Source organism: Arenibacter aquaticus, assembly GCF_003957295.1.
Classification (GTDB): Bacteria; Bacteroidota; Bacteroidia; order Flavobacteriales; family Flavobacteriaceae; genus Arenibacter; species Arenibacter aquaticus.
The window spans coordinates 264232-289086 of record NZ_RQPJ01000005.1; the positions used below are offsets into that span (position 1 = coordinate 264232).

General features: G+C 39.9%; 25 protein-coding genes. 22 read left to right on the forward strand and 3 right to left on the reverse strand.

Features of this window, described 5'->3' with window-relative positions:
- Positions 1-22: 22 nt before the first annotated feature.
- Positions 23-784, reverse strand: a complete 762-nt coding sequence (locus EHW67_RS10605; protein WP_126162354.1) for a CDP-alcohol phosphatidyltransferase family protein — start codon at positions 782-784, stop codon at positions 23-25.
- A 195-nt stretch (positions 785-979) separates the two neighbouring features.
- Between EHW67_RS10605 and EHW67_RS10610 the strand changes: the two genes are divergently transcribed.
- The 8 genes from EHW67_RS10610 to EHW67_RS10640 all read left to right on the forward strand — a co-directional run bounded on the left by EHW67_RS10610 (position 980) and on the right by EHW67_RS10640 (position 10853).
- A complete protein-coding gene (locus EHW67_RS10610; protein ID WP_126162355.1) occupies positions 980-2164 on the forward strand; it encodes a lipoprotein N-acyltransferase Lnb domain-containing protein in 1185 nt (394 codons plus the stop codon).
- 8 nt (positions 2165-2172) lie between these two features.
- Positions 2173-4053 (forward strand): ABC-F family ATP-binding cassette domain-containing protein, encoded by a 1881-nt coding sequence (locus tag EHW67_RS10615; protein ID WP_126162356.1) that lies wholly within the window; start codon positions 2173-2175, stop codon positions 4051-4053.
- A 22-nt stretch (positions 4054-4075) separates the two neighbouring features.
- Positions 4076-4582 (forward strand): hypothetical protein, encoded by a 507-nt coding sequence (locus tag EHW67_RS20480; protein WP_202911956.1) that lies wholly within the window; start codon positions 4076-4078, stop codon positions 4580-4582.
- 53 nt (positions 4583-4635) lie between these two features.
- A complete protein-coding gene (locus EHW67_RS20485; RefSeq protein WP_202911957.1) occupies positions 4636-4788 on the forward strand; it encodes a hypothetical protein in 153 nt (50 codons plus the stop codon).
- 113 nt (positions 4789-4901) lie between these two features.
- Positions 4902-5480, forward strand: a complete 579-nt coding sequence (locus EHW67_RS10625) for a cob(I)yrinic acid a,c-diamide adenosyltransferase (protein ID WP_126162357.1) — start codon at positions 4902-4904, stop codon at positions 5478-5480.
- Between the two features lie 132 nt (positions 5481-5612).
- The gene (locus EHW67_RS10630; RefSeq protein WP_013994285.1) at positions 5613-5837 is read left to right on the forward strand and encodes a DUF2795 domain-containing protein; all 225 of its coding nucleotides are present in this window, start codon (positions 5613-5615) and stop codon (positions 5835-5837) included.
- Positions 5838-6009: 172 nt separating this feature from the next.
- The gene (gene secA / locus EHW67_RS10635) at positions 6010-9369 is read left to right on the forward strand and encodes a preprotein translocase subunit SecA (RefSeq protein WP_126162358.1); all 3360 of its coding nucleotides are present in this window, start codon (positions 6010-6012) and stop codon (positions 9367-9369) included.
- 275 nt (positions 9370-9644) lie between these two features.
- Positions 9645-10853, forward strand: a complete 1209-nt coding sequence (locus EHW67_RS10640; protein WP_126162359.1) for a sensor histidine kinase — start codon at positions 9645-9647, stop codon at positions 10851-10853.
- 262 nt (positions 10854-11115) lie between these two features.
- Here EHW67_RS10640 and EHW67_RS10645 read toward each other — a convergent pair whose 3' ends face one another.
- The gene (locus tag EHW67_RS10645) at positions 11116-11355 is read right to left on the reverse strand and encodes a hypothetical protein (RefSeq protein WP_126162360.1); all 240 of its coding nucleotides are present in this window, start codon (positions 11353-11355) and stop codon (positions 11116-11118) included.
- Positions 11356-11682: 327 nt separating this feature from the next.
- Between EHW67_RS10645 and EHW67_RS10650 the strand changes: the two genes are divergently transcribed.
- From EHW67_RS10650 to EHW67_RS10680, 7 genes are all read left to right on the forward strand, one after another.
- A complete protein-coding gene (locus EHW67_RS10650; RefSeq protein WP_126162361.1) occupies positions 11683-12321 on the forward strand; it encodes a class I SAM-dependent methyltransferase in 639 nt (212 codons plus the stop codon).
- A gap of 84 nt (positions 12322-12405) precedes the next feature.
- Complete coding sequence (locus EHW67_RS10655; RefSeq protein ID WP_126162362.1) at positions 12406-12738, forward strand: ArsR/SmtB family transcription factor; 333 nt, start codon at positions 12406-12408, stop codon at positions 12736-12738.
- A 48-nt stretch (positions 12739-12786) separates the two neighbouring features.
- Entirely contained in the window at positions 12787-13260 is a 474-nt protein-coding gene (locus EHW67_RS10660; protein ID WP_126162363.1) for a DUF6428 family protein, read from the forward strand.
- A gap of 29 nt (positions 13261-13289) precedes the next feature.
- Positions 13290-13925: an arsenate-mycothiol transferase ArsC gene (locus tag EHW67_RS10665; RefSeq protein WP_126162364.1), complete on the forward strand. Its 636-nt coding sequence runs from the start codon at positions 13290-13292 to the stop codon at positions 13923-13925.
- Entirely contained in the window at positions 13926-14975 is a 1050-nt protein-coding gene (gene arsB, locus EHW67_RS10670) for an ACR3 family arsenite efflux transporter (RefSeq protein ID WP_126162365.1), read from the forward strand. It abuts the gene before it with no gap.
- A gap of 325 nt (positions 14976-15300) precedes the next feature.
- A complete protein-coding gene (locus tag EHW67_RS10675; protein WP_126162366.1) occupies positions 15301-15618 on the forward strand; it encodes a hypothetical protein in 318 nt (105 codons plus the stop codon).
- A 33-nt stretch (positions 15619-15651) separates the two neighbouring features.
- Entirely contained in the window at positions 15652-16032 is a 381-nt protein-coding gene (locus tag EHW67_RS10680; RefSeq protein ID WP_126162367.1) for a VOC family protein, read from the forward strand.
- Positions 16033-16163: 131 nt separating this feature from the next.
- On the opposite strand, the gene EHW67_RS10685 is transcribed toward EHW67_RS10680, so the two are convergent.
- A complete protein-coding gene (locus EHW67_RS10685; RefSeq protein WP_126162368.1) occupies positions 16164-17396 on the reverse strand; it encodes a multidrug effflux MFS transporter in 1233 nt (410 codons plus the stop codon).
- Positions 17397-17748: 352 nt separating this feature from the next.
- Between EHW67_RS10685 and udk the strand changes: the two genes are divergently transcribed.
- The 7 genes from udk (at position 17749) to EHW67_RS10720 (ending at position 24854) form a co-directional block, all read left to right on the forward strand.
- Positions 17749-18357, forward strand: a complete 609-nt coding sequence (udk, locus tag EHW67_RS10690) for a uridine kinase (RefSeq protein ID WP_126162369.1) — start codon at positions 17749-17751, stop codon at positions 18355-18357.
- A gap of 6 nt (positions 18358-18363) precedes the next feature.
- Positions 18364-18696 (forward strand): FtsB family cell division protein, encoded by a 333-nt coding sequence (locus EHW67_RS10695; RefSeq protein WP_126162370.1) that lies wholly within the window; start codon positions 18364-18366, stop codon positions 18694-18696.
- A complete protein-coding gene (locus EHW67_RS10700) occupies positions 18689-20071 on the forward strand; it encodes a methylmalonyl-CoA mutase subunit beta (protein ID WP_126162371.1) in 1383 nt (460 codons plus the stop codon). The genes EHW67_RS10695 and EHW67_RS10700 overlap by 8 nt, the downstream gene beginning before the upstream one ends.
- A gap of 82 nt (positions 20072-20153) precedes the next feature.
- A complete protein-coding gene (gene scpA, locus EHW67_RS10705; protein WP_126162372.1) occupies positions 20154-22316 on the forward strand; it encodes a methylmalonyl-CoA mutase in 2163 nt (720 codons plus the stop codon).
- Positions 22317-22514: 198 nt separating this feature from the next.
- Positions 22515-23288 (forward strand): ParA family protein, encoded by a 774-nt coding sequence (locus tag EHW67_RS10710; RefSeq protein WP_126162373.1) that lies wholly within the window; start codon positions 22515-22517, stop codon positions 23286-23288.
- Complete coding sequence (locus tag EHW67_RS10715) at positions 23288-24214, forward strand: ParB/RepB/Spo0J family partition protein (protein WP_126162374.1); 927 nt, start codon at positions 23288-23290, stop codon at positions 24212-24214. The genes EHW67_RS10710 and EHW67_RS10715 overlap by 1 nt, the downstream gene beginning before the upstream one ends.
- Entirely contained in the window at positions 24207-24854 is a 648-nt protein-coding gene (locus EHW67_RS10720; protein WP_238389897.1) for a DUF5683 domain-containing protein, read from the forward strand. The genes EHW67_RS10715 and EHW67_RS10720 overlap by 8 nt, the downstream gene beginning before the upstream one ends.
- Position 24855 lies beyond the last annotated feature (1 nt).

Sequence of the window (24855 nt, forward strand, 5' to 3'; positions counted from 1 at the left end):
AACTTTTCACAGTCTTTTTGGACTATGCCATATTTTTGGTTTTCAGCGTATTTACCAAAGAACTAATTACATAGATAGCAATAATGGCAGGGATAGCCATAAACTTCATGGTCAAAAGCAGAACCAAACTCACTACAATAAAAACATAGCGGAGCGCATTGTCCCTAAAACCCCAATTTTTAAATTTTAAGGCAAACAAAGGTATGCGGGCATTGAGCAAATAAGTACTTAACAATGTGGTACCTATTAAAAACCACTTATTCAAGATAAGCGTATTTAAAAAATCGTTGTTATGGTATAGGAGTATAAGGGGAAAAGAGAGGATGAGCAAGGCATTGGCTGGAGTTGGCAACCCCATAAAGGAAGACACCTGATTTTCATCCAAATTAAATTTTGCCAACCTATAAGCAGATCCAAGGGTTATAAGGAACCCAAAAAAGGGCAATATAGGCAAACCCAACATATTTGACCCCGTACCCACTACAGTATCGGAATGTAAACCAATGTTCCACCCCCCACTATAGGACATACTCAATAACTGGAACATAACAATCCCAGGAACAAGGCCACTGGTAATCATATCTGCCAAAGAATCTAGCTGAAGCCCCAATTCGCTCTTTACATCCAATAAGCGGGCAGCCAATCCGTCAAAAAAATCGAAAAAAATACCTAAAAAAACAAAGGTCGCGGCCAGCTCCAACTTGTTAAGAACAGCGAATACAGTTGCAATACATCCGCAGAGAACATTTAACAAGGTTATAAAATTTGGAATATGGCGTTTCATAGGGCATCGTTTAATGGGTTTAGCTCCAAAACAGCTGCAGCTTTATCCCGATATGGAGATGTAAAAATACCAATTATTAAAAAATGCTGTTAAATTAAATCCCCTTTTTTATATTAGCCCGGGCTATTGTATGCTAATCCTATAAATTATTCGATATTTGCGTTGATTTTTTTAAAGCTTGGCACCCTAAAGCATATGAGGTTAAAGATTCTTCTTACTACATTTTTTCTGAGTCTATTGTTCCTTGGCCATGCACAAGAAAGGCTGCTCTCCCCAAAAGCACAAATAAGCGTTTTAACATGTGGTTCCGGCAGCGACCTATACACCACCTTCGGACATAGTGCATTTAGAATACAAGACCCCTCACAGGGCATTGATTGGGTATATAACTACGGGACCTTTAACTTTGACCCACCCATGTTTTATGTAGAATTTGCTATGGGAAAACTATACTACTCCTTAAGCAAACAGAGCATGCCCAATTTTTTGTATGCTTATGAATTAGAGAATAGATGGGTAAAAGAACAACTTTTAAAACTTAGCCCAGAAGAAAAAAATTCATTGTTCCACTTTTTGGAGAGGAACTACCTACCCCAGAACAGGGATTACAAATACGACTTCTTTTACAATAATTGCGCCACTAAAATTGGTGATGTTTTAAAAAAGGTACTGGGAGACAGCCTACAGTTTCATCCAGGGCATTTGGAAAAACAATATACTTTCCGCCAGCTGATCCATCAAAACCTCAACACCAATACGTGGTCCAGTTTCGGGATAGATTTGGCTTTAGGTGCCGTAATAGACAAAACGGCCACTGTAAAAGAACACATGTTCTTGCCTCAATATGTCATGGAACAATTTAATAACACAACTTTATCGGGCAGCGACCTGGTAGAGAGGGAAAGAACAATTTTAAAACCTACAAGTCAGGACGAAGAAACTTACTTCCTTGCCTCCCCCCTCTTTTGGAACACTGCCCTGTTATTATTTGTACTCACCATTACCTATATAGACCATAAGAACAAAATACGCAGTAGGGTATTGGATTCCTTTGTTTTTTTTGTTACCGGCCTGGCAGGCTGTTTATTGGTATTTCTTTGGTTTTTTACTGACCACACTGCAACCGTACAAAACTATAATACACTTTGGGCATTTCCTTTAAACTTAGCTATTGGATTTGTCCTCCTTAAAAAGAACAACACTCCCAGCTGGTTGCCCAAATACCTGTTATTTCTTTTGGGACTACTTGGAATTACCATAATTTTGGGTATTTTTCAAATACAAGTATTCTCCCCATTAACTATACCGCTATGGCCTATGCTAGGGGTAAGATATCTTTTTTTATGGAAGTACTTCCAGAAACGAACAAGTTTAAAATAAGACCTTAAATGAACCTACTTACTGTAGAAAACATATCCAAATCCTTTGGTGAATTATCACTGTTCGCCAATATATCCTTTGGCATCAACAAAGACCAAAAGATAGCCCTTATTGCCAAAAATGGCAGTGGCAAAACTTCCATCTTAAATATCCTCTCGGGTAAGGATACGGCAGATAGCGGACAAATAAACTCCCGCAAAGGCATTAGAATATCTTTTTTGGAACAAGAGCCGGACTTAAATCAAAACCTTAGTATAGAAGAAACCATATTTGCTTCGGACAATGAAGTGCTCAAGGTTATTCAAAACTATGAGCATGCCCTATTAAATCCAGAGGACGAAAAAGCTTATCAAAAGGCTTTTGAAGCCATGGAACGATATGACGCTTGGGATTTTGAAACCCAGTACAAGCAAATACTGTTCCGATTAAAATTGGACGATCTAAACGTTAAGGTCGGACTGCTCTCTGGGGGACAAAAGAAGCGATTGGCCTTGGCAAATGCCTTGATCAACCGCCCAGACCTCCTTGTATTGGACGAACCTACCAACCACTTGGACCTAGAAATGATAGAATGGCTGGAACAGTATTTTGCAAAGGAAAACATGACCCTGTTCATGGTGACCCATGATAGATACTTCTTGGAGCGCGTATGTAATGAGATTATTGAACTGGACAATGGACAGCTGTACTCCTACAAAGGAAATTACTCCTACTACCTAGAAAAGAAAGAGGCCCGCTTGGCACAGGAGGCGGTAGAACAGCACAAATCCAAGATACTTTTTAAGAAGGAACTGGATTGGATGAGAAAACAACCCAAGGCCAGAACCACAAAATCAAAGTCCAGGATAGACGATTTTCACACTATAAAGGAAAAGGCCAACCAACGAAGAAAAGAACACGAGGTTCAGCTAGAAATCAATATGGAACGGATGGGCAGCAAAATTGTTGAGCTCCATAAAATTTCCAAATCCTACCCTAACAAGCCTATTCTGGATAAATTTGAATATAACTTTTTAAAGGGCGAACGTATTGGGATCATAGGAAAAAACGGTACCGGGAAATCTACCTTTCTCAATATATTGACCGGAGCCACTAAACCGGATAGTGGTAAAGTGGTCATTGGCGAAACCATAAAATTTGGGTATTACACTCAAAAAGGGATAACCCCAAAAGAGGGGCAAAAAGTAATTGATGTAATACGCGAATTTGGGGATTACATACCCCTTATGAAGGGGAAACAAATATCTGCCCAGCAATTACTGGAACGCTTTCTTTTTGATCGCAAAAAACAATATGATTACGTTGAAAAATTGAGTGGAGGGGAGCGTAAGCGCCTTTACCTATGTACGGTATTGATCCAAAATCCCAACTTTTTGATCTTGGATGAACCTACAAACGACCTGGATATAGTTACCCTAAATGTACTGGAAAGCTTTCTGCTAGATTTCCCTGGTTGTCTTATAGTAGTGTCCCACGACCGTTATTTTATGGATAAGATCGTAGATCATCTTTTTGTTTTTAGAGGAAACGCCGAAATTGAGGATTTCCCAGGAAATTACTCCGATTACCGCACCTATGAGGATAGTAACATACAAGAGAGTCGCGCTTTAAAAGAGAAGAATAACGAAACAAAAAACACTAAGAATACTTGGAAAGAGGAGGAAACAGGCAAAAAGCTCTCCTTTTTGGAACAGAAAGAGTACAAACAACTGGAAAAAGAAATTCAAAAACTGGAAACCAAAAAAGAAGAGCTGCAGAACAAGTTTACGGACACCTCCCTATCCGGTGACGATATTGCCAAGTTGTCTATAGAACTAAAAGAAATTACAAACGCCATAGAAGAAAAAACAGAACGCTGGTTTGAGCTTTCCATGGCAATGGACGACTAGTCTCAACAAAATTTAGGCACACATGTTCTATCGATTTTTTTCCCTCCTCAACTTTTGGGTTACAGCTACCAATCAGCATGGGGTACACTCGCCTTTTGTATACAAATTTGTCACCAAATGCCTGTATTCCCCACCTAGTTTTACTTCCAACAAGTCCTTGAACACCTTATTAAAAACCATTTTATACTTTAAAAAAAACAGCATACAGTTAGTAACCAATGATACCGACTTACCTAGGGCCATTAAAAAAAAAGTTAGGGATATAGAACTGTGCAGTACGTCCAGCGAAATACTTTATCTGGAAAATTTGGACAAAGAGACCATAATGCATTTTATAGTTAAAAACAATGCACTAAACAACAACAGCATAGTTTATGTACACAACTTGTACAAAAACAAAGCCACCTATAATCAATGGAAAGTCATCAAAAATCTGGAAAAAGTAAGGGTCACCATAGATATGTTTTACGGAGGCCTGGTGTTTTTTAGAAAGGAGCAGGTGAAGGAACATTTTAAAATCCGGATTTAATCCCGTATTTTTAAGGTAGGTAAAAGAAAAACCATAAAAATTAAAATTGGTCAATGGACTATATTATTTACATTGTACTTGCTATTCTAGGCGTTATTTACTTTATTGGACAGGGATTTGCTAAAAAGAAATCTAGGGAAAGAAAGTCTAGGCGATTCATGGAAGATTACCAAAAAAAGGAAAGTAAGGAGACATCGGACCAATAAAGTCCTTTGAATGGGTCTCAACAGTTACCCCCCCTTATGGGTCGGTTGCCTTGACCCATCTTTTAAAAGTACACGTAAACAAGCTCCATAATATAATAATTACCCTGACATTAATGAAAATATATACGAAAACAGGTGATGATGGCACTACCGGGCTGTTTGGAGGCACACGTGTACCCAAGCATCATATAAGGATAGAAAGCTATGGAACCTTGGACGAGCTTAATTCATGGATAGGACTTATCCGGGACCAGAACATTGACGAACGCTCAAGAAAGGTTTTGTTGAACATTCAGGACCGTTTATTTACAGCTGGGGCATTGTTGGCCATTGACCCTAAAAAAGAAAAGTTAAAAAATGGCAAGGATCGTTTAAACATACCCAAAATCAACATGGGTGATATTGAACAGTTGGAAAGCGAAATTGACCATATGGAGGAGGGTTTGGCGCCTATGACCCATTTTGTACTGCCTGGGGGGCACACCACCGTGTCATATTGTCACATTGCGCGTACTATATGCCGCAGAGCCGAGCGAATGGCAGCCCAACTTAATGAACTGGAGCCTGTAGATCCTATAATTTTATCATATATCAACAGGCTTTCTGATTTCTTATTTGTATTGGCACGAAAATTGTCCCATATTTATAAGGTAGAAGAAATGAAGTGGGTTCCTGAGAAAGGGAACCAATAAATTGCTTAATTCTTCGTTATCAAATTATTAAAGCCTAAAAAACAGCATATAATAGTTGAATTTTATTAGAAAAAACTTGGCTATTTCAGTTTAAAAATTACTTTTGCAAAATATTAAAAACAATTAATTACGATGTATTGGACATTAGAATTAGCATCCTACCTTAGTGATGCGCCCTGGCCCGCCACAAAAGACGAATTGATAGATTACTCTATTAGAACCGGTGCACCTTTGGAAGTTGTGGAAAATCTACAATCCATGGAGGAAGAAGGCGGGGAAATATATGAATCTATTGAAGAGATTTGGCCAGACTATCCTACCGAAGAGGACTATCTTTGGAACGAGGATGAGTATTAAAATATTAACGGAATTTCAACAAAAAAGTCTCATATGAGGCTTTTTTTTTACGTAATTTTGACTTTGGTAAATCCAATACCAAAAGACAATATAACACTGCTCCTAACATCCGTTAGGGCATATACGTACTTTATGGCCTAAACACGGTCATTTATAAACAACAGAAAACATTATGAGTTTTTTAAATTCGGTATTAAAGGTATTTGTAGGGGACAAATCCAAGAAAGATGTTAAGATCCTTCAGCCTTTGGTAAATCAAATAAAATCTTTTGAAGCGGAACTGGAAAAATTAAGTCATGACGAGCTTAGGGCCAAAACCTCTTTTTTCAAGAATAAAATAAAGGAAGACTGCAAGGCCATCAACGACAAAATAGAGGAGTTGCTGAATGAGGTAAAGACGTCTACCGATATAGATAAGAATGAAGATATTTATGCGGAAATAGACAAATTAAAAGAGGAGGCATACACCATTTCAGAAAAGGCCCTGTCCGAAATGCTACCAGAGGCATTTGCCGTGGTAAAGGAAACAGCTAAGCGTTTTGCCAATAATGAAACCCTAAGTGTTACAGCCACTGAAAACGACAGATTACTTTCGGGCAGCAAAGATTATGTTAGCTTGGATGGGGATAATGCTATTTGGAAGAACTCTTGGGACGCAGCCGGAAAACAAGTTACTTGGGACATGGTACATTACGATGTACAGTTAATTGGAGGTATTGCACTCCACCAAGGAAAAATTGCAGAAATGCAAACTGGGGAAGGAAAAACCTTGGTAGCTACCCTACCTCTTTATTTAAATGCCCTTACCGGCAACGGGGCGCATTTGGTAACTGTGAACGACTATTTGGCCAAGAGGGATAGTGCCTGGATGGCACCTATTTTTGAATTTCACGGCCTCTCGGTAGATTGTATAGACAAGCACCAACCCAATTCTGATGGGCGAAGGGCCGCCTATAATGCTGATATCACCTATGGCACCAATAACGAATTTGGCTTTGATTACCTGCGGGACAATATGGCCCACACCCCAACAGACCTTGTACAAAGGCCACATAATTACGCCATAGTGGATGAGGTAGATTCAGTTCTTGTAGATGATGCACGTACCCCACTTATCATTTCTGGACCGGTACCCGAGGGGGACCGTCATGAGTTTAACGAGCTTAAACCCAAGGTGGGAGACATTGTAAACAAACAACGCGCTTACCTTACCGGTGTACTGGCCGAGGCCAAAAGACTTATCAAGGAAGGGGACACCAAAGAGGGCGCCTTTTTATTGCTAAGAGTTCACAGGGGACTTCCCAAAAACAAGGCATTGATAAAGTTTCTTAGTGAAGAGGGCGTAAAACAATTGCTCCAAAAGACCGAAAACTTCTATATGCAGGACAACAACCGGGAAATGCCCAAGGTTGATGAGGATCTATGGTTTGTAATAGATGAGAAAAACAATCAAATAGAACTTACTGAAAAGGGTGTGGAATATCTTTCCGGCGATGGCGAAAAGGACTTTTTTGTAATGCCTGATATCGGCAGTGAGATAGCCAAAATTGAAAATCAAGAGTTGGAAATTAACAAGGAAGCCGAATTAAAGGAGGAATTGTTTAAGGATTTTGCCATTAAAAGTGAGCGTATCCATACCATGAACCAACTTTTAAAAGCCTATACCCTTTTTGAAAAGGATGTAGAGTACGTGGTGATGGACAACAAGGTGATGATCGTGGACGAACAAACGGGCCGTATCATGGATGGTCGTCGCTATTCAGACGGACTACACCAGGCTATAGAGGCCAAGGAAAATGTAAAGATCGAGGCCATGACCCAGACCTTTGCCACCGTTACCTTGCAGAACTACTTTAGAATGTATAGCAAACTGGCAGGGATGACAGGTACAGCTATTACCGAGGCCGGGGAATTCTGGGAAATCTATAAGTTGGACGTGATGGAAATCCCGACCAACAGACCTATTGCCCGTGATGATAGGCAGGACCTAATTTATAAGACTAAACGGGAAAAGTATAATGCCATCATAGACGAGGTTACCAAAATATCTAAATCCGGAAGACCGGTACTTATTGGTACCACCTCGGTAGAGATATCGGAATTGCTTTCGCGAATGCTGACTATTAGGAAGGTTCCGCACAATGTTCTTAATGCCAAATTACACAAAAAAGAAGCCGATATCGTGGCCGAAGCCGGTAATGCAGGGGTGGTGACCATAGCCACCAACATGGCCGGTCGTGGAACGGATATTAAACTTAGTCCGGAAGTAAAAGAAGCTGGCGGACTGGCAATTATTGGTACGGAAAGACACGATTCCAGAAGGGTAGACAGACAGTTAAGAGGACGTTCAGGGCGACAAGGAGACCCTGGTAGCTCACAATTCTACGTTTCCCTAGAAGACAATTTAATGCGATTGTTCGGGTCGGACAGAGTTGCCAAAATGATGGATAAAATGGGACTGGAAGATGGTGAGGTCATACAACATTCCATGATGACCAAATCTATTGAAAGAGCACAGAAAAAAGTAGAGGAAAACAATTTTGGTGTACGTAAAAGGTTATTGGAGTATGATGATGTAATGAACGCCCAACGGGAAGTGGTCTACAAAAGAAGACGCCATGCCCTGCAAGGAGAACGTCTTAAGTTGGACATAGCCAATATGATCTACGATACCTGTGAGGTAATTGTGGAGACCAACAAAGCTGCCAGCGACTACAAAAACTTCGAATTTGAACTGATCAAATATTTTTCCATCACCTCCCCTATAAGCGAGGAAGAATTCTCCAAAATGGGGGTACAGGAAATGGCCAATGTTATTTATAAAACGGCCTTTTCCCATTACAAGGACAAGATGGAACGAAATGCCGCAACGGCATTCCCCGTTATTAAAAAGGTGTATGAAGACAGCGAAAATAAATTTGAAAGAATTGTTGTACCTTTTACAGACGGAATAAAATCACTTAATGTGGTTACCAATCTTCAAGATGCGTATGAAACCAACGGTAAGCAACTGGTAACGGATTTTGAGAAAAATATTTCCTTGGCAATCATTGATGATTCATGGAAAACCCATTTAAGAAAAATGGACGAACTGAAGCAATCTGTTCAATTGGCCGTACACGAACAAAAAGATCCACTCCTAATTTACAAATTTGAAGCTTTTGAACTCTTCAAAGGCATGATAGATAAAGTAAACAAAGAGATCGTATCCTTTTTATTCAAAGGGGAACTGCCCAACCAAAGTTCTGAAATTCAGGAGGCACGCAATGTTCGCAGACCTAAGGAAAACCTAAAGACTACCAAAGAAGAAATTCCCAATAGCGATGAGTTGTCTGCCCAGAATAGGGCCGCTGGCCAAAACCAAGGAGGTAGACCACAGGTCACGGAAACTATTGTCAGGGAAAAAGCCAAAATTGGAAGAAACGAAAGGGTGACCATTAAGCATGTAATGTCTGGCGAAAGCAAGACTGTAAAATACAAGCAAGCAGAACCTCTTTTGGATAAGGGAGAATGGGTATTAATAGAAGAATAAAACACATTCCATTCCAAAAATAACAGGATTTTTAGTACCGAAAAGCGGCGTCCCCCAAAGAACGCCGCTTTTTTATTGCCCAAAAATTAATATATTTATAATTACACTGGGGTTTTTTCCTACTTAATTAACACCATAAAACCTATTAAGCAATGTTAACGATTTACTTAAAATTTAATTCCACGTATAAATTGTTTTAAACCTTAAAATATATCGTGCTTACATTCAAACGATTATATTTACGGTTAGAATATAACCATTAACCATTTTTTTTAATGCGAATACCCAATCAGGATCAGTACCAACTAAAGGACAAAGTGCATTTAATGCTGAGGGTGAACTATATTTCCTCTGCCCTGTCCATTATTTTTGGTATTCTCTGTATTTATTATCTAAAAATCACTCAAATAATTCCGGTTTCGTTTATCACTTTCGGGCTATTGAACTTGGTAAACACCCTATTGTTCCACAAACACAGAAAACTTACCTTAACCTATAACATTACCTCTATTTCGGGCCTTTTGGCTTCTATCATCATTACCCTGTACAGCGGAGGCATCAACAGCCCCTTTATCTTTGTCCTGGCCCTAATTGTATTTGCCGGATATATTAGCACTAGAGGGTACGGACGTATTTATTTAAACCTAAACTTGGTTGTAATTATTCTAATATATTCGCAAAGCCTACCCGATTTTAGTTTCACCCATAATGTTGTCCCTGTAGAAAGTAGAAATATTTTTGGCCTTTTTAGTATACTCTTCTCTGTCTATCTCTTGGGCGGGGTGATTGGCAAGAACCTTCTAAAAGCCCACCATGAACTACATAAGATCAGAAATGAAAATGAGGCCCGAATAAAAGAAAAAGATACCCTATTGAAAGAAATCCACCATAGGGTAAAGAACAACCTCCAAACCGTATCGAGCCTACTAAGCCTACAATCCAGGGTAATTGAGGAGCCCAGAATGAAAAACATGATCAAAAGTAGCCAAAACAGGGTTATTTCCATGGCCATGGTCCATGAGATGCTGTATATGCGCCACGACCTATCTAAGATAGAATATAAGTCATATGTGGAGGAATTAACCGATTATCTGGTGAGATCCTTTAAAGGCTCGGAAAACAATATTTCCCTAAAAATAAATATTCCAGATGTTAAACTTGGTATAGATACCGCCATTCCTTTGGGACTATTGATCAATGAAGTAGTCACCAATGCACTCAAATATGGAATAAAAGACAATGAACCAGGTGAAATATATATCAACCTGCAAAAGTCCAACGACAAAGATTATATTTTATATATAGGCGATAATGGGGAAGGCTATCCAGAAACTATTAGCCATAAGAACACCAAGTCTCTTGGCCTAAAACTTATCTACAATTTGTCCCGACAATTAAAAGGATCTATAAAAAGGGATTTTTCCAAGAAAGGCACCAACTATATTGTTGAGTTTTCAGATATCCAACATCCATTTAAAACCTAAATTGGTAATCGGAAGCCCAATTCACTTCCTAATACGGAACTAAATACAATTAGCAAAGCAAATTGTAGCACTTAAAGGGAATGCTGCATCAATTCCCATGTTTTGTCACTACTTTTAATATTTTCATGTTCTTCACTAATTTAAGATAAACCACCCTGAAATAAAGTAGTATGTACAATGGAAATAAAATAGCGATCAATATCATAGTATTCTCTTATGAAATAGGGCCCAATTGCCCTAATGTGATTATTTAATACACTTATTAAGCCAATTTAGCCCTGTTCAATTTGGTAGAGAAAGACAATTCTTTGGTTACTTTAGAATTTTTGAACATATATAAACGGGCAACTGTATTGTTTGTTTCAGCAGCCACTTCTTGTTTAGAAGTAGCAGTTGCAATACCCATGGTTACAGTTTCAACCTTAACTTCAACAGCATCGTTTTGAGCTTGTGCAACTACTCCGATAAAAAGGACAAAAATTAAAGTTAAAATAGTTTTCATGACTTGCGTTTTACTATATATATAACTCCAGCAAGTGTATTTCACTAGGTTCTGATTCGATGAATAACACTGTTTCTCGTTAAGTTGATAGAATTTGGATTAAGTGCAGAAAAATCCCGACAAACGTATCAGGCCGCCAAAACACTTCAGCGATTAAAAGTTGTATTTTATCGATGGCAGTAGGTTTTTACTTACACTCTATAACCTTCCTATTCCAACACTATATCCCAATTATTCAAAAAATTGATTTGATAAACAGCCAAGAAGTTGAAGATTATTATCGATATTTATAATTCATACCCCCTATTTCTGAAATGAAATGTACCAATGGACCACAACAAGGAAACATTTGAAACCTGGAACAAAATAGCTTCCCTATATCAAGACAAGTTTATGGATCTGGACTTGTACAACACTAGCTATGATCTTATTTGTGAATCCATATCATTAAAAAATGCAAGAATTTTGGAGATAGGCTGTGGCCCCGGAAACATTACTAGATATCTTTTATCCAAAAGGCCCGACTTTAATATTCTGGGGCTAGATATTGCACCAAATATGATAACCTTGGCCAAAAAGAACAATCCAACCGCCACCTTCAAGGTTATGGACTGTAGGGACATTAACCTACTAACCTCCCAGTATGACGGCATAGTATCAGGGTTTTGCCTACCCTTCCTTTCTGCTGCAAATTGTGTTCAATTTATTAAAGACAGCCACCAATTACTTTCCAACAACGGCTTGCTCTATATAAGTTTTGTAGAGGGCGAACCAAATAAATCGGGTTTTATAACAGGTAGTAATGGCAACAGAGTGTATTTCAATTATCATAAATTGGATACGCTAAGAGCACTATTACACCTTAATTCATTCATGGAACCTGAGGTTTATCACATAGATTTTAAAAGAACCCACAGCCATCTGGAACAACATACAGTTCTATTAACTCGGAAAAAACAAGACTAAAGGGACAACTTTAAAAAAAGAAACAAAAGCATAGGATAAAAAAACTATTAATCGTAATATTGCAATATACAAATTCAATAAATCATGGGATTAGCTAAAACAGAAATATTCTCTGATCAACAGAATGCAATTGCCAGTTTTTCCAAAGCCTTTGGTCATCCGGCCAGAGTAGCCATATTACAACATTTATTTAAACTGGACACCTGTGTTTGTGGTGATCTGGTAAGCGAAATAGGCCTGGCACAACCCACCATTTCCCAGCACTTGAAGGAGTTGAAACTACTGGGACTTATAAAAGGAAATGTAGAGGGTACCAGCGTATGCTATTGCATCAACATAGAGAAATGGCAGGAAATGAAGGAAATCTTAAATAGTTTTCTTAATCAAGATCTAACTTCACAAGGAGATTGCTGCTAAAAAAATTTGAATACATTAATCGCATTATTACAATAAATTTATTTTATCATGAAACTATCAGAAATAAAGACAATTTTAGGAAAATTGGAAACTATTGCATTCCAATTGCCAAACGGCAATTTAGTACCCAATCATTTTCATGTTACTGAGGTTGGAAAAGTTACCAAAAACTTTATTGACTGCGGTGGTACCGTACGCAAAGAAGAGGTTGTAAATTTTCAACTATGGGATTCAAACGATTATGACCACCGATTACATCCTGAGAAGTTGGTACACATTATAGAACTATCGGAAAGGACTTTGGAAATTGGGGATTTGGAAATTGAGGTGGAATATCAAGGGGAAACGATTCAAAAATTTGGATTGGACTTTGATGGCACCAACTTTCTTTTGGCCACCAAGCATACAGATTGTTTGGCAAAGGATAACTGTGGGATCCCGACTGAAAAACCAAAAATAAAATTATCCCAACTACAAGAGGCATCGGCCAATTGTTGTGCGCCTAACTCTGGATGCTGCTAACTGAATAATATCTTCACATACCTTTTTTTATGACAGACGCAAAAACGAAGATCTTTGACCAAATAGATCTGGCTATCTCTCAACTTAGTACTGCTAATATTAGTGAGGAGCGAAAAGAAATTCTACAGCCTTTAGCGGATTATATTCAGCATAAGGCAAATACTCAACAAGCAGTTAGAATTAATTTCATATGTACCCATAACTCCAGAAGGAGCCACTTATCCCAAGTCTGGGCACAAACTATGGCCTTCTATTTTAAGGTTAAGAATGTACAGTGTTATTCCGGCGGAACAGAATCCACTGCCTTATTCCCTGTGGTGGCACAAACCCTTAAAAATACTGGATTCCAAATAAAAACCATTTCTGAAGGCAAAAACCCCATTTACAGTATAAAATATGCCGAGAACGAGCCTCCCGTCATAGGGTTTTCAAAGAAATTGGATGATGAATTTAATCCCAAATCTGAATTTGCAGCAGTTATGACCTGTTCACAGGCAGACGGGGGATGCCCATTTATCTCAGGAGCTGAAAAACGTTTCCCTATTACTTTTGATGACCCTAAGGCATTTGACAATACGCCACAGCAGGCTGAAAAATATCAGGAAAGAAGCCTTCAAATTGCAACGGAATTGTTATACGTATTTGCCCAAATAAAACCTCTATAAATGGCTTCGAACAAAAAATTAAGCTTTCTGGACAGCTACCTTACCTTATGGATTTTTACAGCCATGACTTTAGGGGTAAGTATAGGCTATTTTACACCTACTTTCCCAGAGTGGATCAACAGTTTTAGTAGTGGGGCCACCAATATACCAATTGCCATTGGACTCATCTTAATGATGTACCCTCCTTTGGCCAAGGTAGACTACTCTCTTTTGCCCAAGGTTTTTAAAAACACCAAGATTTTATCCATTTCATTGATTCTCAACTGGATTGTTGGCCCTATTTTGATGTTCGCCCTAGCCATTACTTTTTTAAGGGACTACCCAGAATATATGGTGGGCCTCATCCTTATAGGTTTGGCACGTTGCATTGCCATGGTACTTGTTTGGAACGACCTTGCGGAAGGGAGCAGTGAATATGGTGCCGGTTTGGTAGCCCTTAATAGTATATTTCAAGTATTTGCCTATAGTTTTTATGCCTGGATCTTTATAACCGTACTCCCTCCCTACTTTGGGTTTGAAGGGGCAATAGTAGATATTTCCATAGCCACCATAGCAGAAAGTGTAGCCATTTATTTAGGCATTCCGTTTGCCTTGGGTTTTTTAAGCAGATTAATACTGGTTAAAATGAAGGGTGAGGAATGGTATTCCAACACCTTTATTCCTACCATATCCCCTATGACATTGATTGCTTTATTGTTTACCATAGTAGTCATGTTTTCTTTAAAGGGCGAAATGATTGTTGGGATTCCCTTGGATGTTCTGATCATAGCCGTACCCTTACTACTATATTTCAGCCTAATGTTTATCATAGGGTTTTTCTTCACTAAAGCTATGGGAGCAGAATATGACAAGACAGCCTCGGTGGCCTTTACTGCGGCGGGAAACAATTTTGAACTGGCCATCGCCGTTGCCATAGCGGTCTTTGGATTAAATTCCGGACAGGCTTTCGCAGGGGTCATTGGTCCGTTGGTTGAAGTGCCGGCCCTAATTTTATTGGTCCGGGTAGCCTTTGGCTTGCGCAAGAAATATTTCCTAAAAGCCAATGCCTAAATCAGGATTGGCTTTTGGGCTATTGGAGCCATCAATGTCCATACAAAAGGTCCTATTTTAATTTATTGAATACTTTTATGAATCTAGCAAAACTCCCAAATAGGTCCTCACCCTTCCAATTGATAAAATAACCTCTATATCTAACGTATAACGCCATAGCTGATTACAGCTCTCAGATTTAACACACCAAAAGAATTCTATTGTTGACCTAGGAGTTTAATCCTTTCATGACCCGTACCTGATTCCTGGGTAATAGTACATCAATTGTCAATTGCAATACCTTGGTGGAAAATGCTTAACTTGGTAGGTAGTAGCAATAACTGTTATGAAACCAATAAAAAGACTAAAGCTAATCCCCTTTGCCTGTTTCCAAGCCTTTCTGGGACTGTTAATTGGCCTGCTCTGCGGAATACTGTACGCCTTCGGCGGACTCCTCATTGATATTGGGGTAAGTTTAGGCCTACTTAACCCTGAATCCATGTCTACACCAGGATTGAGTGTGGGAACCCTGCTGGCTTTTGGAGCACTCTTGGGGATGCCCCTTATTTTCGCCGGGCTAGGATTTGTACTGGGAATTGTTGAGGCAGTATTATACAACCTATATGCCAAATGGTTCGGCGGACTAAAATTGGATTTTGATTAGCGCAAGACACAACCCTATTTCAACCTCATAAACATGATAAGAACCCAACCCATTATTGCCGTGGAAGACGTGAAAAAAAGTTCCAATTGGTACCAAAGGCTTCTACAATGTAAAAGCGGTCACGGTGGGCCAACATTTGAAATTCTATTAAATGAGCAGGAGGAACAGATCCTGTCCCTTCACAAATGGGGGGACCACGATCACCCTACCCTTTCCAATCCAGATATAACAGTAGGAAATGGATTGATCCTATATTTTGTGGTAGACGACCTGGATCTAATATGGAAAAATGCTGAATCCCTAAATGCTACAATAGAAAACACACCACAAATAAACCCCAATTCGGGACGTAGGGAATTTTCCGTAAGAGATATTGATGGTTACTACTTGTCTATCTGCTCCAAAAAACAATAACTTAATCGTTCTTGGTTCCAAAATACCCAACCGCTACTAGCAGGTGATTCATCAAAGCAAAGGCTCCTGGAACATAAAAGCAGATGAATCGCGAAGAGGAAATTTTAGATTACCGAAAACAGTGTTTTGATTTACCTGAAACTTCTTGCCCTTTGCCATACCCTTACCACGACCGAACGTTTTCTCATCAGCATAAAAATACCTAGGGAAGCAAGTCCGCAAATAGCAAACCCAACAAAAAGCGGAAGTGTTGTCCCCAATATAAAACTACCTATATAGGTGGCAATAGGTATAGCGATCAAGGTAGATACAAAACCAGTAATGGCAGCCCCAATCCCAGCTATATGCCCTATTGGCTCCATTGCAATGGCCCTTAGATTTCCAAACAGGAACCCCAAAGTAAAGAACTGCAATGACAAAAAACTAATCAGTATAGGTAAACTAGGGTTTTGGGTATTATGGAACAAGACAACATAAATAATGGAAATGCCACAGAATAAAATCAAGGATACCAATGCCAATCTCCGCATTCCAAATTTAACAACCAAAGTACCGTTCATCAATGTGGATAGTCCCACCGATATAGCTAATCCGGCAAAAATAAATGGAAAACTATCAGCTAAACCGTATTGGGTTTCAAAAATCTGTTGTGCGGCACTCAAATAAACCATAAAAGCCCCTGTAATAAGACCTGACACTATAGTAAATGCCACCGTTTCACGGTATCCGATAAGCTCCTTAAACCCATCTATAAACACACGACTGGAGAATTTAACCTTAAATTCGGGTTTCAGTGTCTCGGGCTGTCTTTTCCAAAACCATACTCCTACCACCATGGTAAAAAACAACTGCATGTAAAAAATTGCCTCCCACCCAAAATGATCCAAGAAAAATTTACCCATGGCAGGTGCCACAATGGGAACCAGAATAAAAAATGCCGTTACAAAAGACATAATTTTGGCCATATAATCCCCTTTGTAAGAATCCCGGATCATAGAAATGCTAATGGTCCTTGGAGCAGATAGGCCTATTCCCTGCAGTATCCTTCCAAAAATCATCCATTCAAGGGAGGGTGACAGTACACAGATAACACTAGCAATACTAAATAGAATAAAACCAATATAAACTATGGGCTTTCTACCAAAACTATCCGACAATGGACCAAAAACCAATTGTCCCACTCCCAATCCCAAAAAAATCATCGTTATCAACAGCTGATTTCTAGTAGGATCCAAACTGTTGATAGCCACGCCAATAGTGGCCATTGCCGGCAAAATGGCATCGATAGTCAGGGCCACAATGGACATTAAAGAGGCCATTATGGCAACAAATTCAAATTGAGGCCTTTGTTGCGGTTTTTGCATTGTGCAAAAGTAACCATATGGTCTAAGGGAAACTACTTTCCTGTATTAAATAACATTTTATCAACATTAATTAACATTATACCAACATCTATTAAGCCAATTGTAGCAGAACAAGGCTAAATACCCAGAAATGAAACGTTTCAATAAAAATAATCATAAAGAATCGGGGCAATACCCAATATTATAGACTCTAAAGAACACTCCTAACGCACCAAAGCTCATCCCTGTCACAATTTCCCATTACAGCCACACCCATTATTACGTAAAACTTCACCTCTTTATTCCACCATCCTCCATATTAATCCCGTTGGTTTGACAGCAAATTGTTATTTTTGAAACAAATTAAAGATACATGCTGGTTATAGGAATTGCAGGTGGTACAGGTTGTGGCAAAACCACGGTCGTAAACCAAATCATAAATGAGTTGCCCGATGAGGAAGTGGGGGTAATTTCTCAGGATTCATACTACAATGACCTGTCGCATTTGGCTTTTGACGAACGTACCAAAACTAATTTCGACCATCCACGTGCCATAGATTTTGAACTGCTGTGCGGGCATTTGCAGGAATTAAAGAATGGTAATCCCATACATCAACCCGTGTATTCTTTTGTAAAACACAACCGTACAAAGGATTCTATCCTTACCCACCCCAGGAAGGTGATGATTGTAGAAGGAATCCTTATCATGACCAACCCCAAAATACGGGAAATGTTCGACATAAAAATATTTGTACATGCCGATTCGGACGAGAGACTCATCAGAAGGTTAAAGCGGGACATCAATGAACGGGGCAGGGACTTAAACGAGGTTTTGACGCGTTATCAAAACACCTTAAAACCCATGCACAACCAGTTTATTGAACCTACAAAAGAATATGCAGATATTATTATCCCTAATAATAAATACAACACAGTAGCCGTAGATATTGTAAGGACTATTATCAACGAGAAATTAGGATAACCAAAAATGGGAATCAAAGGCATAAGAAAGAAAAAATGGTTTGGGGTCGTCACCAATATGTACGTCTTGGTTTTGACGGTATTTGTGGTATGGATGCTTTTCTTTGACACCAATTCGCTCTTGATCCACTGGGAACTTCAAAAGCAAATAGACAACCTTGAAAAACAACGGGATTTTCTACACGAAGAAATAGAAAAGGATAAAAAAATAATAGAAAAATTATCCCATCCGGAAGAACTGGAGAAATTTGCCCGGGAACAATACTATTTAAAAAAGAAAAACGAAGAAATTTATTTGATCGAATATGAGGACAGCATAAAAACCAGTAAAGATGAGTAGCTCCGGACTATTTGGCGATTTCCCTGAGGTATCTTCCAAGGCTTGGAAACAAAAGATCCAATACGATCTTCAAGGCAAGGACTATAGCCAAAGTCTGGTATGGGAATCCCCGGAAGGGATTAAAGTAAAGCCGTTCTACCATCGGGATGAACAACTTGTGGATGAACAATATAATCCAAGCAGGGAAACCGACTGGAAAATTGGAGAATTCCTATATGCTGGAGATGCGGAACAAACAAACATCAAAGCTAATGAGGCCCTGGAACAAGGTGCAGAAAGCCTACATTTTACAATTCCCTCCCAAGACATAGCCTTCCACACCCTGGTAAAGGATATTGATCTACAAAAAACAGCGCTCTATTGTGATCTCCAGTTCCTATCCCCCACCTATGTAAAATCTATTTTGGATACCACAGAGGAACAAGGGGGACAAGTTTTTTTAAATATTGATATTGTTGGACACTTGGCCAAAGTTGGCAACTGGTACAACAACATAAATAAAGATCATAACCTTTTGGCGGAGATCATTAAAGAGGGGCATCCTTATACTTTAAGCGTTGATGCATCCCTTTATGCAAACGCCGGCGCCAATATGGTTCAGCAATTGGCCTATGCCATGGCCCATGCCAACGAATACCTCAACCTCTTGGACAACTCCCATAAAGATTACCTAAAAAAGGCAGTGATTACATTCAAGGTTGCGGTTGGCTCCAATTATTTCTTTGAAATAGCCAAACTAAGGGCCCTAAGGATATTGTACCAAACCCTGAGCACTGAGTACGGAGCTTTGGACCAATGCCATGTCATTGCCCTTCCAAACAGAAGAAACAAAACGCTTTACGACCATAACAACAACCTATTGCGCACTACAACAGAATGTATGTCGGCCATTATAGGTGGGGCCGATAACCTATGCAATATGCCCTATGACGACATTTACAATAAGGATAATGAATTTAGCAAGAGGTTGGCAAGGAATCAACTACTGATATTAAAGGAAGAGAGTTTTTTCAACAAGGTGAACAATCCCGCAGACGGTGCCTACTATATTGAATCCATCACGCGGCAACTGGCGTCCAAGGCCTTGGACCTTTTCAAGCAAATTGAAACTGGCGGAGGGTTTTTGGTGCAATTAAAGGAACACATCATTCAGAAAAAAATAAAAGAAACCGCAGCCAAAGAACAGCAACTTTTTAAAGAACAGAGGAAAATTTTGGTGGGGACCAATAAACACGCCACTAGAAAGGACAAAATGAAAAACAAGCTGGAGCGATACCCCTTTGTAAAAACAAATACCCGTAAAACCCTCATAGAGCCCATCATTGCAAGAAGGTTGGCCGAGGAATGGGAAAAAGAACGCTTAAAACAAGAATAGTTGCTTACATATGGGGCCTACAGACCAATTCCCATATTTAAATAGGATAGGGTCAAGGACCGGCATTAAACTAAAAGACAGCATGGCAAGGAAAAATCTTCAACACATTGTACTGAAGTCTGTTCGGGGACAAAAACCTACAGGCCAGAATTCCCATGTGCCATTTGAGACTGCCGAAGGCATCAATCTTAAAAAGGAATATACCAAAGAGGACATTAAAGACTTGGATCATCTTAATTTTGCTGCCGGTACCCCCCCATATCTCAGGGGACCCTATGCTACCATGTATGTAGGTAGGCCTTGGACCATAAGGCAATATGCAGGATTTTCTACAGCCCAAGAAAGCAACGCTTTTTACAAAAGAAATCTAAAGGCAGGCCAGAAGGGACTTTCCGTGGCCTTTGACCTTCCTTCCCATAGGGGCTATGACAGTGATCATCCACGAGTGGTGGGCGATGTAGGCAAGGCCGGTGTAGCCATAGACAGTGTGGAGGATATGAAAATTTTATTCAATGACATTCCCTTGGATAAAATGTCGGTCTCCATGACCATGAACGGTGCAGTACTCCCCATAATGGCGTTTTTTATAGTTGCGGCAGAGGAACAGGGAGTACCGGCCAAAGAGCTTTCCGGAACCATACAGAACGACATCTTAAAGGAGTTTATGGTCCGGAACACCTATATCTATCCCCCTACCCCTTCCATGCAGATCGTTGCCGATATTTTTGCCTTCAGCAGTAAGTATATGCCCCAATTTAACAGCATTAGCATCTCTGGCTACCATATGCACGAAGCAGGGGCCACGGCAGATCTGGAATTGGCCTATACCTTAGCCGATGGGCTGGAGTACATACGAACTGGACTAAAAGCAGGATTGGATATTGACGACTTTGCCCCCAGACTATCCTTTTTCTGGGGAATAGGAATGAATCATTTTATGGAAATTGCCAAAATGAGGGCCGGCCGAATGCTATGGGCCAAATTGGTAAGGCAATTCAACCCTAAGAACACAAAATCCCTTGCCCTAAGGACACATTGCCAAACCAGTGGCTGGAGCCTTACAGCACAGGACCCTTTCAATAATATTACCAGAACCACTATAGAGGCGGCTGCGGCTATTTTTGGCGGCACTCAAAGCCTGCATACCAATGCCTTGGACGAAGCCATGGCCCTACCAACCGATTTTTCTGCCCGCATAGCCAGAAACACCCAATTGTTCCTTCAAAAAGAGACCGAAATAACAAGAACGGTAGATCCATGGGGCGGCAGTTATTACCTGGAAAAATTAACCAACAACTTGGCCGAAAAAGCGTGGACGCTTATAGATGAGATTGAATCCCTAGGGGGAATGACCAAAGCAATTGAAGCCGGAATCCCAAAGATGAGAATTGAGGAGTCTGCTGCAAAAAAACAGGCAAGAATAGACAGCTGCAGGGAAACAGTCATCGGTGTCAATAAATATAGGCCCAAAAAGGAAGACGACAATCTGGAAATACTGGAAGTTGACAATGCCGGAGTAAGGAATCAACAGCTTGAACGTTTACAACAGTTAAAAAAGGACAGGAATGACAAGGAAGTCCAAGAGGTACTGAATAATCTTACAGAAGTAGCCAAGTCCAGAATTGATTCCAATACCCACACTACAACAGATGAAGAAAATTTATTAGCTTTAGCCATCAAAGCAGCTAAGGCAAGGGCTACCCTAGGGGAAATAAGCACCGCATTGGAAAATGCCTTTGGACGACACCGGGCAAGCATAAATTCTATTAGTGGAGTGTATTCAAAAGAAATAAAAGAAGACGATAGTTTTGGCAAGGCTAGGCAAATGGCAGATGCCTTTGCCGAGCAGGAAGGCCGTAGACCGCGCATCCTGATTGCTAAAATGGGTCAGGACGGACACGATAGAGGCTCTAAAGTGGTGGCTACTGCCTATGCCGACCTAGGTTTTGATGTGGATATAGGACCACTTTTCCAAACCCCGGAAGAGGCTGCCAAGCAGGCCGTTGAAAACGACGTCCATATTTTGGGAATCTCATCCTTGGCAGGCGGACATAAAACCTTGGTGCCACAGGTTGTAGAAGCCATAAAAGCCTATGGACGGGAAGATATCATTGTTATTGTGGGTGGAGTAATTCCGAAACAGGATTATGAATATTTATACCAAGCAGGTGCTGTGGCCGTTTTTGGGCCAGGTACAAAAATAAGTGACACGGCCATCCAAATTTTGGATATCTTAAAGCTTTAACACCAACTTTTACACAGGCTACTAAATACATATCTCATTGGCCTGAAAAAACTACTTATTTTTAATAGGTTGGTGGTAAAACCACTTAAACTTTAACGCAGTTTAACGAAAAGAGAAGAGTTATTTGCCCTGTGTTAACAAAATACATTTTATAACAACGTAAATAATCGTATTTTTACCCCCTAACTTACTATGATAATGGGCAAAATAATTGCTATTGCTAATCAAAAAGGAGGCGTTGGAAAAACGACTACTTCGGTAAACTTGGCCGCCTCTTTAGGTGTTTTGGAAAAAAAAGTGTTGCTAATTGATGCCGACCCCCAAGCTAATGCAACTTCAGGATTAGGTTTGGATGTGGAAAGTATTGAATTGGGAACCTATCAACTTCTGGAGCATACCACCCCTGCCGAAGACCTAATTATTGAGACCACCTCTCCCAATGTGGATCTAATCCCTGCGCATATAGACCTTGTAGCTATTGAGATTGAATTGGTGGATAAGGACGATAGGGAATATATGATGAAAAATGCGGTGCAAGAGTTGAAGGATAAATACGACTATATCTTAATAGATTGTGCCCCTTCACTTGGACTGCTTACATTGAATGCGCTTACTGCCTCAGATTCTGTAATGATTCCCATTCAATGTGAATACTTTGCCTTGGAAGGATTGGGCAAATTATTGAATACCATTAAAAGTGTTCAAAAAATCCATAATCCAGCACTTGACATTGAAGGCATGGTACTTACTATGTACGATTCCAGGTTAAGGCTATCCAATCAAGTAGTGGAAGAGGTAAAGAAGCACTTCTCCGAAATGGTATTCGACACCATTATCCAAAGAAATGTTAGGCTTAGTGAAGCGCCTAGTTATGGAGAAAGCATTATTAAGTACGATGCCAGTAGTAAAGGAGCTGCCAATTATTTAAATTTGGCCAATGAAGTAGTTGTGAAAAACAAGGAGACAGTATAATGGCGAAAGCAGTAAAAAAACAAGCGTTGGGCCGCGGCTTATCGGCCCTATTAAAAGACCCTAACAACGATATACAATCGGCTACGGATAAGAACGCCGATAAAGTAGTGGGCAATATTGTGGAATTGGAAATGGAGTCCATTGATGTGAACCCCTTTCAGCCCCGCTCAAACTTTAATGATGATGCATTACAGGAGCTTGCCTCCTCTATTCGTGAATTGGGCGTTATTCAGCCTATCACAGTAAGGAAATTAGATTTCAACAAATATCAGTTGGTATCCGGGGAACGTAGGTTCAGGGCCTCCAAATTGGTGGGTTTGGCAACCATCCCGGCCTATATCCGTATTGCCAATGACCAAGAATCTCTTGAGATGGCCTTGGTTGAAAATATTCAAAGACAGGATTTAGACCCTATAGAAATTGCATTATCCTATCAACGACTGATAGATGAAATTCAACTGACCCAGGAAAAGATGAGCGAAAGGGTCGGCAAAAAACGGTCTACCATTACCAATTACTTGCGCTTATTGCGTTTAGACCCCATCATACAAACAGGGATCAGGGACGGCTTTGTAAGTATGGGCCACGGTAGGGCCTTGGTAAATGTTGAAGAAAAGCAAGACCAGATTGCCCTATATGAGAAAATTGTTGGGGAAAACCTTTCGGTGAGAGATACGGAAAAAGCCGTCAAAGAGTACCAAGAGGGAAAGACCGATACGAACCAAAACGATTCTGTATCGGGAAAAAATCAAAAAAAATCTACCTCAAACCCAGATTTCGTAATCAAGAACCTAGGAACCTTTACCGAGTATTTATCTGCCAAAGTAGATATTAAGGCTTCTGAAAAAGGTAAAGGAAAAATTACCATCCCCTTCCACTCCAAAGAAGAATTTGATCGATTAAAAAAATTGATTACGGGTGAATAAATCTTTTGTATCACTGGCCATATGTTTTCTTGTCATATCCGTAGGACTAGCCCAGGAAGAAGAAAATAATACCCAGGCTTCAGACTCCGTGCAAACCGCCCTGAAAAAAGAGGGCGTTTCCGTAGTGGATACGATTAAAGTGAAGAAAAAGGCCATTAATCCATTGGCTCCCAGCAAAGCCGCTTTTTATTCGGCAGTATTTCCTGGTCTAGGACAAATATATAATAAGCGCTATTGGAAAGTACCTATTGTATACGCCGTAATGGGAACCGGAGTATACGCCTACATATACAACGACGACCTCTACGACAGGTTTAGAACGGCGTTTAAACGCAGACAGGCCGGATTTACCGATGATGAATTCTACGACCTGGGAGCTCCCAATGAACCAGGCTCCGATCCCGACTTTTCGGACGAAGCCCTGGAAGATGCCCAAGAAAGATATCAAGAGGATCGCGACCTTTGGTTGTTGATCACTATAGGCATGTATGCCCTAAATATTGTTGATGCCAATGTTGATGCCCATCTAAAGCAATTTAACGTTGACGACGACCTAAGTATGGATTTCAAGCCCTTTTTGGATTTGGATCCAATAACCGCCAAGCCTATTTATGGAATGGCATTAACCGTTAAGTTTTAAT